Source organism: Micromonospora sp. DT63, assembly GCF_049841615.1.
In the GTDB taxonomy this organism is placed as follows: Bacteria; Actinomycetota; Actinomycetes; order Mycobacteriales; family Micromonosporaceae; genus Micromonospora.
The window spans coordinates 94,664-112,457 of the sequence record NZ_JBNCKQ010000013.1; the positions used below are offsets into that span (position 1 = coordinate 94,664).

The following is a 17,794-nucleotide window of genomic DNA, read 5'->3' on the forward strand; positions in this document are numbered from 1 at the left end:
GCGTTACACCCGCCGGACGGTGACCGTCACCCGCTCACCCTCGCCCACCTCGCCGGCGAACCCGTCGAGGCCCTCGGCGAAGTCGATCGAGTCGGCCAGCACCTCACCGGCGACGAAATCGACGTACGCGCTCACCGCCGCGCGCACCTCCTCGGACGCCGACACCGACACCACGATCCGGTCGGAGACGTCCAGGTCGGCGTCGCGGCGGGCCTGCTGCACCACCCGCACCACGTCGCGGGCGAGGCCCTCGGCGGCCAGCTCCGGGGTGACCTCGGTGTCCAGCACGACCACGCCCTCGCCGCCGGGCAGCGGCGCGGAGTGCTCGGCGTCGGCAGCGACGAGGCGCAGCTCGTACTCGCCCTCGGCCAGGGTGACGCCGGCGGCCACCGGGGCGCCGTCGACCAGCTCCCAGTCGCCGGCCTTGACCGCCTTGATCACCTGCTGGACCTGCTTGCCGACGCGCGGACCGAGCGCCCGGGGCACCACTGTCAGCACCTGCTGGCAGTACTCGGACAGTTCCGCGCTGAACTCCACCGCCTTGACGTTCACCTCGTCGGTGATCAGGTCGGTGAACGGTCGCAGCTGCTCCGCCGCCGGGGAGGCCACGGTCAGCTTCGACAGCGGCAGACGTACCCGCAGACCCTTGGCCTTGCGCAGCGACAGCGCCGCCGAGGCCACGGCCCGCACGTTGTCCATGGCGGCGACCAGCTCGTGGTCGGCGGGGAACTCGCTCGCCTCCGGCCAGTCGGTCAGGTGCACCGAGCGCTCCCCGGTCAGCCCGCGCCAGATCTCCTCCGCGGTCAGCGGCGCCAGCGGCGCCACCACCCGGCAGAGCGTCTCCAGCACCGTCGACAGGGTGTCGAACGCGTTGGCGTCGCCGGACCAGAACCGGTCCCGCGAGCGGCGCACGTACCAGTTGGTCAGCGCGTCCAGGTAGGACCGCACGGTGGCGCACGCGCCGGAGATGTCGTACGCGTCCATCTGCGCGCTGACCGTCGACACCAGCTCGTTGGTCTTGGCCAGGATGTACCTGTCGAGCAGGTGCGTCGAGTCGGTGCGCCGCCGCGCCTGGTACCCGTCCGCGTTGGCGTAGAGCGAGAAGAAGTACCAGACGTTCCACAGCGGCAGCAGCACCTGCCGCACGGCGTCGCGGATCAGCGTCTCGGTGACCGCCATGTCCCCGCCGCGCAGCACCGGCGAGGACATCAGCATCCAGCGCATCGCGTCCGACCCGTACGAGTCGAAGACGTGGTAGACGTCCGGGTAATTGCGCAGGCTCTTGGACATCTTGCGCCCGTCCGAGCCGAGCAGGATGCCGTGGCTCAGGCAGTTGCGGAACGCCGGCCTGTCGAACAGCGCGGTCGCCAGCACGTGCATGGTGTAGAACCAGCCCCGGGTCTGCCCGATGTACTCGACGATGAAGTCACCCGGGTAGTGGTGCTCGAACCAGTCCGCGTTCTCGAACGGGTAGTGCACCTGGGCGAACGGCATCGACCCGGACTCGAACCAGCAGTCCAGCACCTCCGGCACCCGGCGCATCATCGACTGACCGGTCGGGTCGTCCGGGTTGGGGCGGACCAGGTCGTCCACCGCCGGCCGGTGCAGGTCGCTCAGGCGTACGCCGAAGTCCCGCTCGATGTCGGCGAGCGAGCCGTAGACGTCCAGGCGCGGGTAGTTCGGGTCGTCGGACTTCCACACCGGGATCGGGGAGCCCCAGAACCGGTTGCGGCTGATCGACCAGTCGCGGGCGTTGGCCAGCCACTTGCCGAACGAGCCGTCCTTGATGTGGCCGGGCGTCCAGTTGATCTCCTGGTTCAGCTCGACCATCCGGTCCCGGAACTTGGTCACGGCCACGAACCACGACGACACCGCCTTGTAGACCAGCGGGGTGTCGCAGCGCCAGCAGTGCGGGTACGAGTGGGTGTAGGTGTCCTGCTTGAGCACCACCCCCCGGTCCTTCAGCTCCCGGATCACCGGCTTGTTGACGTCGAAGACCTGCTCACCCTGGTACGGCGGGACCAGCGCGGTGAACCGGGTGTGGTCGTCGACAGTGACGATGGTGGGGATGCCGGCGGCGTTGCAGACGTTCTGGTCGTCCTCACCGAACGCCGGGGCGAGGTGCACGATCCCGGTGCCGTCCTCGGTGGTGACGAACTCCGCGCCGAGCACCTGGTACGCGTTCTCGCCGGCCTGCTCGACGAGGAAGTCGAACAGCGGGGTGTAGCGGCGTCCGACCAGGTCGCGGCCGTACACGGTGCCGACCTGCTCGTAGCCGTCCAGTTCCTTGGCGTACGCGGCCAGCCGCGCCGCGCCCACCACGTAGCGGTCGCCGTCGCGCTCCAGGACCGCGTACTCGATGTCCGGTCCGACGGCGAGGGCCAGGTTCGACGGCAGGGTCCACGGCGTGGTCGTCCAGACGCCCAGCTTGACCGGCCCGCGCACCAGCTCCGGTGCGGACTCGTCGGCGGTCAGCCCGAACCACACCGACAACGTCGGGTCGTGCCGGTCCCGGTAGACGTCGTCCATCCGGGTCTCGGTGTTCGACAGCGGCGTCTCACAGCGCCAGCAGTACGCCAGCACCCGGAAACCCTCGTAGATCAGACCCTTCTCGTGCAGGGTCTTGAAGGCCCACATGACGCTTTCCATGTAGTCCAGGTCGAGGGTCTTGTAGTCGTTGGCGAAGTCGACCCAGCGGGCCTGCCGGTTGATGTACCGCTCCCAGTCCTGGGTGAACTCCAGCACGGAGGTGCGGCAGGCCTCGTTGAACCGGGCCACGCCCAGGTCGATGATCTCCGCCTTGCTGGTGATGCCGAGCTGCTTCTCGGCCACCACCTCGGCGGGCAGGCCGTGGCAGTCCCAGCCGAACCGCCGCTCCACGTGCCGCCCGCGCATGGTCTGGTAGCGCGGCACCACGTCCTTGACGTACCCGGTGAAGAGGTGGCCGTAGTGCGGCAGGCCGTTGGCGAACGGCGGGCCGTCGTAGAAGACGTACTCGTTCTTGCCGTCGTCGCCGGCCGGTCGGGCCTCGACGGACGCCTCGAAGGTCTTGTCGGCCGTCCAGTGCTCCAGCACCCGGCGCTCGACCGCGGGCAGGTCCGGGCTCGCCGGGACACCGGCAGCGGTCGGGTCGTGCAACGGATAGGCCATCGGGTGTCGTTCTCCTCGCAGCTCACTCAACGTGGGTCTGCGAGGACGAACCTTCCGGGTACGCCGACGACGGCGCTCCCGGGTGGCCCGCGGTACCACCCCGCTTGGCGGTCAGGATCGACCGCCCGCTCATTTGCCGGCTGTGACGGGCCGCACCCGTCCGGTTCTACTGGGCCGGTTGCCCGGCTGTTCTTCCGGAGGCTCACCGGTGATGGCCGGGTCATCGCCTTACGGTGCACAACGATACTCGACAGGCCCACCGCCGCGCCGCCGAGTAATGGCGCGCGCGGGCACCCTAGGCTGGCCGGGTGATCCGGATCGAGTTGGACGAGCCGACGCTGGCCCGCACCCGGATCGCGATCAGCCCTCTCTGGGAGGTGCTGACCAGCCTGTACGTGCTGCACCGCAATCCGGGCGAGGCGCCCTGGCCGTACACCGGTTGGGCGCGGCACGCGCGGCGGGTGCTCGCCGAGGTGCCGGCGACGGTGCCGGTCCGGGTGTTGACGATCGGTTCACGTGCGCCGGACTTCCTCACGCCCGTCCCCTCGTCCGCCGCGCCGACGCTGGCCGAGCAGCTCGCCGAGCTGCGCGCGACACCCGCGGAGGTGATCGCCGAGCAGATCCCCCGCTACCACCGCCTCGACGACCTGCCCGGGTGGCTGGGCCCGTTCGTGACGGACCGGCAGGCCGCCCTGGACCGGCTCGCCGACGGCATCGAGGCGTACTGGGACGCGGCGATCGCGCCCTGGTGGCCGGCGATGCGGGCGGCGCTGGACGAGGAGGTGCTGCACCGGGCGCGGGCGCTCGCCGCCGACGGCCCGGACGCGCTGCTGGCCGACCTGCACGAACGGGTGCGCTGGGACAAACCGGTGCTGACGCTCGTGAAGCCGTTGGAGCAGCGCTTCGAGGCCGTGAACCAGCGCCTGCTGCTGGTTCCGTTGATCTTTTCGCGGGGTGCGCTCACCTGCTCCACCGATCATCCCGAGATCGTCGCCGTCTCCTACCAGGCGCGCGGGGCGGTGCTGCTCGCCGAGGGCGGGCCGGTACCGGCGCCGGGTGCCGCACCGACCACCGACCGGCTGGCGGTGCTGGTCGGTCGGGGTCGGGCACAGGTGCTGCGGGCGTTGACCCGACCGGCGACCACAGCCGGTCTCGCCGCGACCCTGGGGCTGGCCCCGAGCACCGTCTCGGAGCAGCTCTCGGCGCTGCTCGCCGCCGGGGTGGTGCACCGCCGCCGGGTCGGCCGTCGGGTGCTGTACGGCCTGGAGCCGGCCGGCGTGGCCCTGGTGCAGCTCGTCGGTGACGAGCCGACGACCGCATCGGCCTGAGGATTCGGCCCGGTCCGAATTCGTTTCCCACCCACCCCGGCCACTCCTAACCTCCCGACATGAGCGAACACGCGATCGAGGCGGTCGGGTTGCGGCGCACGTACCGCAGCCGCACCGGGTGGTTACGACCCCAGCGCCGGGAGGTCCAGGCGGTCCGCGGCGTCGACCTGACGGTCGGCAACGGGGAGCTGTTCGGCCTGCTCGGGCCGAACGGCGCTGGGAAGACCACGACCATCAAGCTGCTGAACACGCTGCTCATCCCGACCGCCGGTGAGGCCCGGATCTGCGGGTTCGACGTGGTCCGGCAGACCCGGGAGGTACGCCGACGGATCGGGTACGTCTTCGGCGGCGACCGCGGCCTGTACGACAGGCTCTCCGCGCGGGACAACCTGCGCTACTTCGCCGAGCTGTACGGCGTGCCGGGGCGCGAGCAGAAGCGGCGGATCGCCGAGCTGTTCGAGCTGGTCCGCCTGACCGGCCGGGAGAACGACCGGGTGGAGGGCTACTCGCGGGGCATGCGGCAGCGGCTGCACATCGCCCGGGGCCTGCTGCACCGGCCGCGTGTCCTCTTCCTCGACGAGCCGTCGATCGGGGTGGACCCGGTGGCCGCCCGGGAACTGCGGCAGACAGTTGCCGACCTCGCCGCCACCGGCACCACAGTGCTGCTCACCACCCACTACATGGCCGAGGCCGACGAGCTGTGCGGCCGCATCGCCGTGATCGCGAACGGGGCGATCCAGGCCCTCGGCACCCCGGCGGAACTGCGGCACCACGCCGACGGCCGGCAGGTGCTGGAGGTCGAGGCGTACGGGGTGAGCGACGCGCAGCTCGCGCTCATCCACGCCCTTCCCGGGGTACGCGAGGCGAGCGTTGTCGTCACCGGCGCGGCGCAGGTGCTGACCGTGCAGTCCGACGCGGGGGTGGACGTGCAGGCGGACGTGCTGCGGGCACTGGACGGGGTGCGGCTGGGTCGTGTCACGGCCCGGCGGCCCACCCTGGAGGACGCGTACGTGGCGATCGTGAACCGCGTCGACGCGCAGGCCCGACCCGCTGAGGCGGTGGGGGTGTGAGGACGCTGCGCATGATCGCCGTCGGTGCGCTGCTGCACGCCAAGCAGCTCAGCCGCTCGCCGTTCGAGATCGCCACCGCGCTGATCGTGCCGGTGGTGCAGGCGACCCTGGCCGTCTATCTCTTCCGGGCCGGCGGTGAGCCGGGTCGGCTGCTGGAGGCCGCGGTCGGGGCGGGCCTGATGGGCATCTGGTCGTCGGTGTTGTTCGGCTCGGGTGGCGCCATCCAGAACCAGCGGTGGCAGGGCACCCTGGAAATGATCATGCTGGCACCTCGCCCGCCGGCCCTGGTGGTGCTGCCGATCACCCTCGCGACCGCGCTCACCGGCACGTACGCCATGCTCGCCACCCTCGCCTGGGGTCGCCTGCTGTACGGCATCCCGCTGACCTTCGCCGACCCGCTGGCGTTCGCGGTCGCGGTGCCCGGCTGCATCATCGGCCTCGGCATGTTCGGTCTGCTGCTCGCCTCGACGTTCGTGCTGCTGCGCAACGCCAACGCGCTCACCAACACGATGGAGTACCCGATCTGGCTGGTCTCCGGGATGCTCATCCCGATCACCGCGCTGCCCGGCTGGACCGGCCCGATCGGCGCCGTGCTGCCCACCACGTGGGGAGCGCGGGCGGTCCGTGAGGCGGCCACCGGCAGCGGGCCGGTCTGGCCCTCGCTCGGCATCTGCCTCGCGATCAGCGTGGCCTGCCTGGCTCTCGGTGCGCTCATGATGACCCACGTCGAGCGGCGGGCCCGCGCGGCAGCCACCCTCGCCCTGGCCTGAGGAGGCGACGATGACCGCACTGCTGCGCCTGATCGGGACCGGTGGCGTGATCGCCTACCGGGCCCTGTTCAACTGGACCACCCCGGCGATGTTCGTCGGCACGCTGCTCGTCGGCCCGCTGTTCCAACTGCTCTTCTTCGCCTACCTGGGCCGGCAGCTCGGCGTCGCCGACGACGGCTTCTACATCACCGGCAACGCCGTGCTGGCGTCCTCGCTGGCCTGCGTGTTCGGCGGCACCATGGCCGTCTCCAACGAGCGGCGCTTCGGGACCCTCGGGCACGTGCTGCTCTCCCCCCGCAGCCGCACCGCGGTGTTCCTCGGCCGGGTCCTGCCGTACGCCGGCAACGGGCTGCTGATCGCGGTGACCACGCTGACCGCGGCGTCGCTGCTGCTGGGCCTGCGGGTGCCGGCCGACGCGCTGCCGGGGTTGCTGCTCACCCTGGCGGTGGCGGCGTTGGCGTGCGGGTTCTTCGGCCTGACGCTGGGTGCGATCGGGCTGCGGTTCCGCGACGTCTGGCTGGTCTCCAACGTGTCGGTGGCCCTGCTGCTCCTGCTCACCGGGGTGAACGTGCCCGCCGCCGGGCTACCGGCCTGGATGCGGGTCACCGGCGAGCTGCTGCCGATCACCCACGCGGCCGAGGCGGCCCGCCGGCTGGTTGCCGGCGAGGGTTTCCGGGCCGCCGCGCCCCAGCTCGCCGCCGAACTGGCCATCGCCGTCGCGTACGCGATCCTGGCCGCCGTCCTGCTCAAGGTCTTCGAAGCCGAGTCCCGCCGCCGAGCCTCCCTGGAAACCCTCTGACCCCACCGGCCTCGATCACGAAGTTGTCGCCCCCCGCGCCGACGTGGGGCGACAACTTCGTGATCAGCACGGGGGTTACGGGGCGGGGAGGGTGGTGTTCCAGAGCGAGGCGCCGTCGCGGTCGCGCAGGTGGACCGTCAGGGCCGCCGACTCGCCGTCGATCGACACCTCGCCGAAGTGCTGGAAGCCCTCGGCCGGTGAGGTGTTGGCGCGCGGCGGGGCGTGCACGAAGACCGCCTGCGGGCCGAACGTGCCGTCCAGGGCGTTCGGGCCGAACGCGCCGGCGTGCGCCGGGCCGGAGACGAACTCCCAGAACGGCGTGAAGTCGCCGACCGCCGCCCGGGACGGGTCGTAGTGGTGCGCGGCGGAGTAGTGCACGTCGGCGGTGAGGAAGACCATGCCGGTCACCTGAGCCCGATGGGTTGCTCGCAGCACCTCGGCGAACTCCAGCTCACGACCGAGCGGCGCACCGCTGTCGCCCTGCGCGACACCCTCCTGCGCCCCCGGACCGTCCGGCACCACGACCCCGATCGGCAGGTCGTTGGCGATCACCTTCCAGGTCGCCGTGGAGCGCTTCAGCTCCCGGATCAGCCACTCCCGCTGCTCGCGGCCGAGCAGACCGCGCTTCGGGTCGGCGTACGTGTTGCCGTCGTTGGGGTCCTTGTGGGTGCGCATGTCGAGCACGAACACGTCCAGCAGCGGCCCGTACGGGATCCGTCGGTACAGCGGCCCGTCGTCCGGCACGGGCAGCCACTCGTGGAAGGCCTGACTGGCCCGCGCGGCGAGCACGTCGACGCGCTGCTCGGTGTAGCGCGGGTCGTCCAGGATCTCCCCGGGGTACCAGTTGTTGAGGACCTCGTGGTCGTCCCACTGGTTGATCTGCGGCACCGCCGCGGCGAACTCCCGCAGGTGCGTGTCGAGCAGGTTGTAGGCGAACTGTCCCCGGTACTCGGTGAGCGTCTCGGCGACCTTGCTCTTCTCGGGGGTCACCAGGTTGCGCCAGATCCGCCCGTCGGGCAGCGTCACCGACTCGACCAGCGGCCCGTCGGCGTACACGGTGTCGCCGCTGCACAGGTAGAAGTCCGGACGGACCTCCCGCATCGCCCGGAAGATCGACAGTCCGCCGTAGGTGGGGTCGATCCCCCAGCCCTGCCCGACGATGTCCCCGGTCCACACGAACGACACATCGCGTCGCCGGTGCCGGCCCGGCGCGGTGGTCAGCGACCCGGTCAGCGGCTCGCTGACCACCCCGTGCCGCTCCAGGCTCTCCACCCGGACCCGGTAGTGCAGCCGCTCGGCGTCCGGCAGGCCCCGCAGCCGCACCTTGCCGGTGAAGTCCCCGCTCGGGCCGAGCACCGGACCCCGCAGCTGCCGGGCGCCCCGGAAGTCGGGCCGCCGACTCACCTCGACAAGCATCCGGCCCGGACGGTCGGCCCGCGTCCAGACCAGCGCCGAATCGGCGGTCACGTCGCCGCTCTGCACGCCGTGGGTGAGCACGGGGCGTCCCGCCGGGCGCCAGGCCGGGGCGGCGTTCGCGCCGCCGCCGCCCAGCAGCGCACCGCCGGCGACTCCGGCCCCGGCCACCAAACCGGCCCGCAGCAGGGTACGTCGATCAAGCTCGGTCATGCTTCCTCCCGGTCATGGGTTGACCCCGTCGGTCTACCGGGCGGAGATGACCGCGACCGGCGGCCCGGATGACCGGGGCCCGAACGCCTGCTGTCCGGCCGGAACGCTTCCGACCGGCCCACCACGCGTGACCGGGGTCACCACGACGGTTGTCACGGCAGACCCCGCTCGGACCGTCGTAGCGGTGTCGGATCGAACAGGGAGTTGGTCATGCAACGAATGAGGCTCTTCGAGGTCGCGCCGCAGGGATACCAGGCCGTTTCGGGCCTGGAGAAGTACGTCCAGGCGAACGTCGACCACACCGTGCTGGAGCTGGTCAAGCTGCGGGCGTCGATGCTGAACGGCTGCGCGTACTGCGTGGACATGCACAGCCGCGACGCCCTCGCCGCCGGCGAGTCGAGCCGGCGGCTGTTCGCGGTGACCGCCTGGCGGGAGGCGCTGTCGTTCTTCGACGAGCGGGAGCAGACCGCGCTGGCGCTCACCGACGCGGTGACCCGGCTCGGCGAGCACGGCGTGTCGGACGAGGTGTGGGACGCCGCCGCGAAGGTCTGGTCGGAGAAGGAACTGGCCGATCTGGTCCTCGCGATCGCCACAATCAACGTGTGGAATCGTATCGCCGTGACGACGCACACGGAGCCCCCGGCGCAGGTGTGACGACCGGGGCGGCAGAGGCGGCCGGTGCGCTCCAGGCGCACCGGCCGATGCTGCTCGGGCTCGCCTACCGCCTGCTCGGCAGCCGGCACGACGCCGAGGACGTGCTCCAGGAGGCGTACCTGCGGTGGCTCGGCGTGGACCGCGCCACCGTGGTCGAGCCGCGTCGCTACCTGTCCCGGGTGGTCACGCGGCTCGCGATGGACCGGCTGCGGACCCGGCAGGCGGCCCGCGAGACGTACGTCGGGCCATGGCTGCCCGAGCCGGTGCCGACCGAGCCCTCGCCGTTCGGGCCACTGGACCGCGCGGAGCTGCGCGACTCGCTGTCCACCGCCCTGCTGCACGTCCTGGAGCGGCTCACCCCGCCGGAGCGCGCGGTGTACGTCCTGCACACCGCGTTCGACCTGCCGTACGCCGAGATCGCGGAGATCCTGGACCGGAGCCCCGAGGACTGTCGGCAACTGCACCACCGGGCGGCCACCCGGGTACGCCAGGAGCGCCGCCGCTTCACCGCCAGCCGGTCGGAGCGTGAGCGGCTGCTGGAGGCGTTCCTCGCCGCCGCCCGAAACGGCGACCTGGCGACGCTCACCAGTCTGGTGGCCGCGGACGTGACGGCGTGGAACGACGGCGGCGGCCGGGTGCGTTCCGCCCGCAACCCGCTGCACGGCGCCGACCGGGTCGCCCGGTTCTACGCCGGGATCTACGGCCCCGGCCGCGAGTGGACGGCGCGTCGGGTCGAGATGAACGGCGAACCGGCCATCCTGCTGACCCGCCGCTCCGACGGCGGCCGGTACACGATGACCGTCACCGCCGACGCCGGCCGGATCACCGGGATCTACGTCGTGGGCAACCCGGAGAAGCTACCGCCGGTCGACTGAACCCCCGCGCTGTCAGCTGAGCTCGGGGAACCAGAGCCCGATCTCGCGCTTGGCGCTGTCCGTCGAGTCGGAGGCGTGTACGAGGTTCTCCCGGTTGGACAGCGACAGGTCGCCCCGGATCGTGCCGGCGGCTGCCTTGCGGCCGTCGGTCGCGCCGACCAGCCCGCGGACCACGTCGATGACCTGGTCGCCGGAGAGCACCAGGGCGACCAGCGGGCCGCCGGTCATGAAGTCCTTCAGCGGCGGGTAGAACGCCTTGTCGACGTGCTCGGCGTAGTGCGCGTCGGCGAGCGCGGCGTCCATCGTCCGGTGCACCATCGCGTCGATTCGCAGCCCCTTGCGCTCGAAGCGGGAGAGGACCTCGCCGACCAGACCGCGGCGGACCGCGTCGGGCTTGATCAGCACGAGGCTGCGCTCATCCGGGCTGTTGCTGGACACGCTGGGTTCCTCCTGTACGCGCAGAACGCTTGGGCTCGGTACGGTCAGCCTAGCGACCCGGTCCCGGCGCCGGCGCGGCGGCCGGTCTTTCCCCCGGTGGCCGATCCGGCCTAGCCTGGCCCTGACCCCCGGGAGGTCCACTGTGGCGAATGGCGGGAACCGGCCCATCGCGCCGGTACGCAAGCTCATCGGCACGGTGCTCGGCACCGTGGCCACCTTCGTCGTCCTCTTCGGGCTGGGCATGACCAGCTGGGCCATCGTGGCCCTCGGGGTCGCCCTGCTGGTGCTGGCGATCGCGCTCGCGACCGTACGCGGCGGGGGGCGCACCTGGGTGGTCGGCGTGGCGCACGTGCACAGCGCCTCCGAACCACCCACCCAGTACGCGTTCGGCCGGTGCGAGCTGCAACTGGTCATCGACGCGCCAGGTCTGCCACCCCGATCCAAGAAGATCATCGAGCCGCGGGTGCCGGTCTCGAAGTGGCCGTCGCTGGGTCAGACCCTGCCGATCCGGGTCGCGTTGGACGACCAGCGGCACGTCAAGGTCCTCTGGGACGAGGTGCCCACCCACGCCGAGACCGCGGCGGCCGTCGCCGACCTCCCACCGGAGTTCGGCGACATCGACGCCGTGGACGACGTGATCATCCAACAGGACGCCCCGCCGTGGGCCGACCGCGCTGCCGACGACGACTTCCGGGACGGGCGCGACGCCGAAGGGTTCCTTGACCCGCGTGCCCGCGACGGCGACCCGTTCCGCGACGCCCGCGACGGTGACCCGTTCCGCGACGCCCGCGACGGTGACCCGTTCCGCGACCCGCGCGGCCCCGAGGTGTTCCGTGACGCGCGCGGCCCCGACCCGCTGCGCGACGACCCGGCACTCGCACCCGACGAGCGCGAGCCGGTGGTCATGAGCCAGAGCCCGGGCGGTCCGGTGGTGCTCGAAGGCGTCGTCGTCGAGCCGCAGCCCGGTTCGGGGCTGCCCCGACGGGCGACCCCCGCACCGCGTCCACCGGCGGAGGAGCACTTCGACGAGCCCGACGCCGACCCGCTCGCCCCGATCGACGACCGCATCGACCAGGCCGACGACCGCATCGACCCGACTACCGACGACCGGCGCGCGACCGCCGAGGCCCGCCTCGACCCGCCCGCCGCGCCGCGCGTCGATCCACCTCCGGCGCAGCGCACCGGCCCGGTCGCCATGGACCCGTTGGACCCGCTGGACCTGCCGCTGGACGATCCGACCCCGACCGGGACGGCCCGCGAGACCGTCACCGCCGAGGACCTGGACGAGGCGATCTTCGGGTACGACGGCGCGTCCGCGGCCGATCCGGCCGGCCCGATCAGCGGTGTCGGCCTGACCCTGCTGGTCACCGACCTGTCCCGGTCGCTCGCCTTCTACCGCGACATGCTCGGCTTCAGCGAGGTCGACCAGGGCGCCGGCAATGCCGTGCTCGCCTTCGGCACGACCCGGCTGGTGCTGCGCGAGGTGACCGGGGCCGCGCCGATCAGCCGCCGGCTGGTGCACGTCAACCTCGAGGTGGACGACATCGAGGCGGCGTACGGCCGGCTGCGCGACTCCGGCGTGCGCTTCACGTACGCGCCCCGGGTGGTCAACCGGGGCAGCCGGCTGGAGGTGTGGGCGGCGGCCTTCCGCGACCCGGACGGCCACGGCATCGCCCTCACCCAGTGGCGCGAACGCGCCGACGCCTGACCCGGCCGGGTCGTCGGCGCGTCTAGCCGAGGATGACCCGCCGGACGTGCAGCGCGTACGCCCAGACCAGGGCGAAGATGATGCCCAGCACGAGCAGCGACCAGTGCAGCAGACCGGCCAGCAGCAGCAGGCCCTGCAGCACGGTGCCGGCGTGCCAGGCCCAGGGGCGGCGCATCATGCCGGCGAGCAGGACGGCGACGACCGCCAGGGCCACCACCGCCGCGATCGCGGCCCCACCGAGGTCGCCACCGACCACCCGGATGGGCTGGATGGCCAGCAGCAGCACCAGGGCCTCCAGGCTGAGCGTCCCGGCGCCCAGGCCGCGTACCGCCCGCTCCGGGTTGCGCAGCCCGGACCGGCGCGGCTGCCCGGCCTCCGACTCCCCCACCGACGGTCCGGTCGTGCCCTGATCGGTGGACCCGCCCGCCTCGCCGTCCGACGGGCCGGTCGGGTCGTCGGTGGCGCGCGGGCCGTGCTCGGGGCCGGTCATCGCTTCAACAGCCGGCGGGCGTCGGCCACCGTGACCACCGAACCGGTCACCAGGACCCCGACGCCGCTGAGCTCTCCGGGGACGTCCTCCTCGGCCAGCGCGACCGCCAGCTCGATCGCGTCCGGCAACTCCTCGGCCACCTCGACGCGCTCCTCGCCGAAGATCTCGGCGGCCAGCGCGGCGAGTTCCTTCGTCGGCATCGCCCGTGGCGAACTGTTGCGGGTCACCACCACGACGTCGGCCACCGGCTCCAGCAGCTCCAACAGGCTGCTCGCGTCCTTGTCGGCGAGCACGCCGACAAGCGCCACCAGCTTGCTGAACGCGAACTCCTCCTGCAGGGCGTTGACCGTCGCGGCCATGCCGTGCGGGTTGTGCGCACCGTCGAGCAGGACTGTGGGTGCACTGCGGACCCGCTCCAACCGGCCCGGGGAGCTGGCCGTGGCAAAGCCCTCCCGGACGGCCTCGATGTCCAGCTGCCGTCGGGCCCCGGCACCGAGGAACGCCTCCACCGCGGCGAGCGCCACCGCGGCGTTCTGCGCCTGGTGCGCGCCGTGCAGCGGGAGGAACACCTCGTCGTAGACGCCACCGAGGCCCTGCAGTTTGAGCACCTGCCCGCCGACGGCGACCGCCCGGCTCAGGACCCCGAACTCGCCGCCCTCGCGGGCGATGGTGGCGCCCACCTCGGCGCACCGTTCGAGCAGGGGACGCGCGGCCTCCTCCTCCTGCGCCGCGGCGATCACCGTGGCGCCCGGGTGGATGATGCCGGCCTTGGCCAGCGCGATGTCCTGGAGGGTGTCGCCGAGCCACTCGGTGTGGTCCAGACCGATCGGGGTGATCACACACACCCCGGCCTGGATGACGTTCGTGGCGTCCTCGGCGCCGCCGAGCCCCACCTCGACCACTGCGATGTCGACAGGCGCGTCGGCGAACGTGGCGAACGCCAGCGCGGTGGTCATGTCGAAGTACGTCAGCGGCTCGTCCGACCGGGCGTCGACAAGCTCGGCCAGCGGCTTGATCTCCCCGTACACGGCGGCGAACCGCTCCTCGCTGACCGGCTCGCCGTCCAGGCTGATCCGTTCCCGCACGGTCTCCAGGTGCGGGCTCGTGTACCGGCCGGTGTGCAGCCCGAATGCCCGCAGCAGCGAGTCGATCATCCGCGCGGTGGAGGTCTTGCCGTTGGTGCCGGTCAGGTGGATCGCCGGGTACGCCCGCTGCGGGCTGCCGAGCAGGTCGAGCAGCGACTCGATGCGGTCCAGCTCGAACACCATGCGGGTGAAACCGCGTTCGTTCAGCTCGGCTTCGGCGGCGGCGAAATCGGTACGGTCGGTCACGAGGGCAGTGTCTCCAGAGCAGCGTCGATCCGGACCAGGTCGGCCTCGGCGGTGGCGAGCCGGTCGCGGATCTTCGCGACGACCGGCTCGGGGGCCTTGCCGATGAAGGCAGGGTTGTCGAGCTTCGCCCGTGCCTGCGCGACCTCCTTCTCTGCGGCGGCGCGGTCCTTCGTGAGCCGGGCCCGCTCGGCGGCCAGGTCGATCGACCCCCGGGTGTCCAACGCGACACCTACCGCGCCGGGCATGGCCAGCGTGGCGCTGGCCTGGAAGTCGTCCCCGGCCGGGTCCAGCCGGACCAGCGACCTGATCAGCGGTTCGTGGGCCGCGATGCCGGCCCCGGCCAGCCCGTCCAGGCGGGCGGCCACCCGCTGCGTCGGGCGCAGCCCCTGGTCGGAGCGGAACCGGCGGATCTCGGTGACCACCCGCTGCACGCCGGCCAGTTCGGCCTCGGCGGCGTCGTCGATCAGCGACCGGTCGGCCACCGGCCAGGCGGCGGCCTGGACCGTCTCGCCGCCGGTCAGCGCGAGCCACAGCTCCTCGGTGACGAACGGGATGACCGGGTGCAGCAGCCGCAGCAGCTGGTCGAGCACGTGCCCGAGCACCCGGCGGGTCGCGTCGGCCCGCTCACCGCCCTCGGCGAGCACCGGCTTGCTCAGCTCGACGTACCAGTCGCAGACGTCGTCCCAGGCGAAGTGGTAGAGCAGGTCGCACACCTTGGCGAACTCGTACGCCTCGAACTGCTCGTCGACCTCGGCGGTGACGTGCGCCAGCCGGGACAGGATCCACCTGTCGACTGTGGAGAGCTGCTCGACGGGCGGCAGGTCGCCAGTGGTGTGCGCGCCGTTCATCAGCGCGAACCGGGTGGCGTTCCAGAGCTTGTTGCAGAAGTTGCGCGAACCCTGGCACCACTCCTCGCTGACCGGCACGTCCTGGCCGGGGTTCGCGCCCCGCGCCAGGGTGAACCGGGTGGCGTCGGCGCCGTACCTGTCGATCCAGTCCAGCGGGTCGACCACGTTGCCGAACGACTTCGACATCTTCTTGCCGAACTGGTCCCGCACCATGCCGTGCAGGGCGACCACGTCGAACGGCGGCCGGCCGTCCATCGCGTACAGGCCGAACATCATCATCCGGGCGACCCAGAAGAACAGGATGTCGTACCCGGTGACCAGCACGCTGGTCGGGTAGAACTTCGCCAGGTCCGGGGTCTCTTCGGGCCAGCCGAGGGTGGAGAACGGCCACAGGCCGCTGGAGAACCAGGTGTCCAGGACGTCCTCGTCCTGGTGCCAGCCCTCGCCGGTCGGCGCCTCCTCGTCGGGGCCGACGCAGACGATCTCACCCGCCGGGCCGTACCAGACCGGGATGCGGTGCCCCCACCACAGCTGGCGGGAGATGCACCAGTCGTGCATGTTGTCGACCCAGGCGAAGTAGCGCTTGGCCAGCTCGGCCGGCTCGATGCGCACCCGGCCGTCACGCACCGCGTCGCCGGCGGCCTGCGCGAGCGGGGCGGTGTTGACGAACCACTGCAGCGACAACCGCGGCTCGACGGTGGTCTTGCAGCGCGAGCAGTGCCCGACCGCGTGCACGTACGGCCGCTTCTCGGCGACGATCCGGCCCTGCTCACGCAGCGCGGCCACGATCGCCGGTCGCGCCTCGAACCGGTCCAGTCCCTCGAACGGGCCGGGCACGGTGATCACACCGCGCTCGTCCATCACGGTCAACGCCGGCAGGTCGTGGCGCTGGCCGATCTCGAAGTCGTTCGGGTCGTGGGCGGGCGTCACCTTGACCATGCCGGTGCCGAAGCTCGGGTCGACGTGCGCGTCGGCGACGATCGGGATCCGCCGGCCGGTGAGCGGCAACTCGACCTCGGTGCCGATCAGGTGCTGGTAGCGCTCGTCGTCGGGGTGCACCGCGACGGCGGTGTCGCCGAGCATCGTCTCGGCCCGGGTGGTGGCCACCACGACCTCGTCGCTGTAGCGGATGGAGATCAGCTCACCGTCGTCGTCGGTGTGCTCGACCTCGATGTCGGAGAGCGCGGTGAGGCAGCGCGGGCACCAGTTGATGATCCGGTTGGCCCGGTAGATGAGACCGTCGTCGAAGAGCTTCTTGAAGATCGTCTGGACGGCGCGGGTCAGCCCCGCGTCCATGGTGAAGCGCTCACGGTCCCAGTCCACGGAGTCGCCGAGGCGGCGCATCTGGCCGAGGATGGCGCCGCCGGACTCGGCCTTCCACTGCCAGACCCGCTCGACGAACTTCTCCCGGCCGAGATCGTGTCGGGACAGGCCCTCGGCGGCGAGCTGACGCTCGACCAGGTTCTGGGTGGCGATGCCGGCGTGGTCCATGCCGGGCAGCCACAGCGCCTCGAAGCCCTGCATCCGCTTACGCCGGGTCAGCGCGTCCATGAGCGTGTGCTCGAACGCGTGGCCCATGTGCAGCGAGCCGGTGACGTTCGGCGGCGGGATGACGATGGTGAAGGGGGGCTTGTCGCTGTCGGCGGAGGCCCGGAAGTGCCCAGCGGCTACCCACTGCTCGTACCGTCGCTGCTCTACCTCGCCGGGCTGGTACTGGCCGGCGAGGGTCGGGGCGTCGGGGCGTCGGGCATCCAGTCTCTCGGTCACCTGACAAGTCTACGGAGGGCTTCCGCGGACCTGACGTGCGCCACCTCTCGTTCGCGTACGGTGTCGGCTATGTCCGACGCACATCTCACCGAACGTTCGCTCGACGACAGTCACGAGCCGATCTTGCTGACCGAGGAGCCGATCCAGCTGAGCACCCGGGACACCGGGGGCGACCCCGACGATCGGTCCGGTGGCTGGTCCCGGCGCCGCAAGATCGGTTGGACGGTCGCGCTGGTCGTGGGTCTCGCGGGCGCGAGCGTGCTGGGAGTCGGCGGGTGGCGTGTGGCGCAGCAGAAGGACACCCGGCTGAGTTCACCGGACCAGGTGGCGGGGTTGACCCGGGACGACAGTGAGCGGGCCAGGAGCACGGCGGACTACCTGCGCAGCGGCCTGGCCGCCGACATCGAGCTGGACCGCAGTTTCGGCACCGTCTACCGCGACCCGGCCGACGACAAGCGCTCGGTGCTGATTTTCGGCGGCACCACGCTGCTCTGGCAGCCGGAGCGCGATCTGGACAGCCTCTTCGGCCTGATGTCCGACGAGACCGGCGCGGTGACCGGCCTGCGCGAGGTGCCCGCGGGCGACCTGGGCGGCGTCATGAAGTGCGGTAGCACCAGTGGCGACGGCGGCGACTTCGCGGTGTGTGGCTGGGCGGACCACGGCAGCGTCGTGATGGCGATGTTCCCCGGTAGGTCGGTGACCGACGCCGGCGCCCTGTTCCGTGACCTTCGCGGGGACATGCAGACCCGGGACTGATCCGCGCTCGTCCGGGCGGCGGATCCTCGGTGCCCCCTGGCCGTCCCGTGTCGGGGCTGTCCGATGACAGCAAAAGCCCCTATGTCAGCGGCACCGGATCGGGGAACGCAGAAAAGACCACCCCATTGGGGTGGCCTTTTCTGGAAGATTGTCCGGCGGTGTCCTACTCTCCCACACCCTCACG

Annotated in this window: 14 protein-coding genes; 8 read left to right on the forward strand and 6 right to left on the reverse strand. The window is 71.9% G+C overall.

What is annotated here, in order from left to right; translation table 11 throughout:
* Positions 1 to 3: 3 nt before the first annotated feature.
* Positions 4 to 3,150 (reverse strand): isoleucine--tRNA ligase, encoded by a 3,147-nt coding sequence (gene ileS / locus ACLQ27_RS31115; protein ID WP_357498291.1) that lies wholly within the window; start codon positions 3,148 to 3,150, stop codon positions 4 to 6.
* Between the two features lie 308 nt (positions 3,151 to 3,458).
* On the opposite strand from ileS, the gene ACLQ27_RS31120 reads away from it, so the two are divergent.
* Genes ACLQ27_RS31120 through ACLQ27_RS31135 form a run of 4 tightly spaced genes read left to right on the forward strand, consistent with a single transcriptional unit; the run spans position 3,459 to position 7,117 of the window.
* Entirely contained in the window at positions 3,459 to 4,478 is a 1,020-nt protein-coding gene (locus ACLQ27_RS31120) for an ArsR family transcriptional regulator (RefSeq protein ID WP_425870094.1), read from the forward strand.
* Between the two features lie 59 nt (positions 4,479 to 4,537).
* Positions 4,538 to 5,548 carry an ABC transporter ATP-binding protein gene (locus ACLQ27_RS31125; RefSeq protein WP_234586829.1) on the forward strand — a complete coding sequence of 337 codons (1,011 nt, stop codon included), beginning with the start codon at positions 4,538 to 4,540 and terminating at the stop codon, positions 5,546 to 5,548.
* Positions 5,549 to 5,559: 11 nt separating this feature from the next.
* Positions 5,560 to 6,318 (forward strand): ABC transporter permease, encoded by a 759-nt coding sequence (locus tag ACLQ27_RS31130; RefSeq protein WP_357576032.1) that lies wholly within the window; start codon positions 5,560 to 5,562, stop codon positions 6,316 to 6,318.
* Positions 6,319 to 6,328: 10 nt separating this feature from the next.
* Complete coding sequence (locus ACLQ27_RS31135) at positions 6,329 to 7,117, forward strand: ABC transporter permease (RefSeq protein ID WP_357498285.1); 789 nt, start codon at positions 6,329 to 6,331, stop codon at positions 7,115 to 7,117.
* A 75-nt stretch (positions 7,118 to 7,192) separates the two neighbouring features.
* Here ACLQ27_RS31135 and ACLQ27_RS31140 read toward each other — a convergent pair whose 3' ends face one another.
* Positions 7,193 to 8,743, reverse strand: a complete 1,551-nt coding sequence (locus tag ACLQ27_RS31140) for an alkaline phosphatase D family protein (protein WP_357498283.1) — start codon at positions 8,741 to 8,743, stop codon at positions 7,193 to 7,195.
* A gap of 210 nt (positions 8,744 to 8,953) precedes the next feature.
* Between ACLQ27_RS31140 and ACLQ27_RS31145 the strand changes: the two genes are divergently transcribed.
* A complete protein-coding gene (locus ACLQ27_RS31145) occupies positions 8,954 to 9,397 on the forward strand; it encodes a carboxymuconolactone decarboxylase family protein (RefSeq protein ID WP_425870097.1) in 444 nt (147 codons plus the stop codon).
* Complete coding sequence (gene sigJ / locus ACLQ27_RS31150) at positions 9,394 to 10,272, forward strand: RNA polymerase sigma factor SigJ (protein ID WP_425870099.1); 879 nt, start codon at positions 9,394 to 9,396, stop codon at positions 10,270 to 10,272. The genes ACLQ27_RS31145 and sigJ overlap by 4 nt, the downstream gene beginning before the upstream one ends.
* 12 nt (positions 10,273 to 10,284) lie before the next feature.
* Here sigJ and ndk read toward each other — a convergent pair whose 3' ends face one another.
* A complete protein-coding gene (gene ndk / locus ACLQ27_RS31155; protein WP_234586815.1) occupies positions 10,285 to 10,710 on the reverse strand; it encodes a nucleoside-diphosphate kinase in 426 nt (141 codons plus the stop codon).
* A 142-nt stretch (positions 10,711 to 10,852) separates the two neighbouring features.
* On the opposite strand from ndk, the gene ACLQ27_RS31160 reads away from it, so the two are divergent.
* A complete protein-coding gene (locus ACLQ27_RS31160; RefSeq protein WP_425870101.1) occupies positions 10,853 to 12,418 on the forward strand; it encodes a VOC family protein in 1,566 nt (521 codons plus the stop codon).
* Between the two features lie 22 nt (positions 12,419 to 12,440).
* Here ACLQ27_RS31160 and ACLQ27_RS31165 read toward each other — a convergent pair whose 3' ends face one another.
* From ACLQ27_RS31165 to ACLQ27_RS31175, 3 genes are read right to left on the reverse strand one after another with little or no spacing between them, the layout of a single operon-like run.
* On the reverse strand, positions 12,441 to 12,908 hold the full coding sequence (locus ACLQ27_RS31165) for a DUF4233 domain-containing protein (protein ID WP_425870103.1): 468 nt from the start codon (positions 12,906 to 12,908) through the stop codon (positions 12,441 to 12,443).
* Entirely contained in the window at positions 12,905 to 14,239 is a 1,335-nt protein-coding gene (locus tag ACLQ27_RS31170; RefSeq protein WP_425870104.1) for a bifunctional folylpolyglutamate synthase/dihydrofolate synthase, read from the reverse strand. The genes ACLQ27_RS31165 and ACLQ27_RS31170 overlap by 4 nt, the downstream gene beginning before the upstream one ends.
* Positions 14,236 to 16,854: a valine--tRNA ligase gene (locus ACLQ27_RS31175; protein WP_425870106.1), complete on the reverse strand. Its 2,619-nt coding sequence runs from the start codon at positions 16,852 to 16,854 to the stop codon at positions 14,236 to 14,238. Before ACLQ27_RS31175 ends, ACLQ27_RS31170 begins: the two co-directional genes overlap by 4 nt.
* Positions 16,855 to 16,923: 69 nt before the next feature.
* On the opposite strand from ACLQ27_RS31175, the gene ACLQ27_RS31180 reads away from it, so the two are divergent.
* Positions 16,924 to 17,610: a hypothetical protein gene (locus ACLQ27_RS31180; RefSeq protein ID WP_357498271.1), complete on the forward strand. Its 687-nt coding sequence runs from the start codon at positions 16,924 to 16,926 to the stop codon at positions 17,608 to 17,610.
* The last annotated feature ends 184 nt before the right edge of the window (positions 17,611 to 17,794 follow it).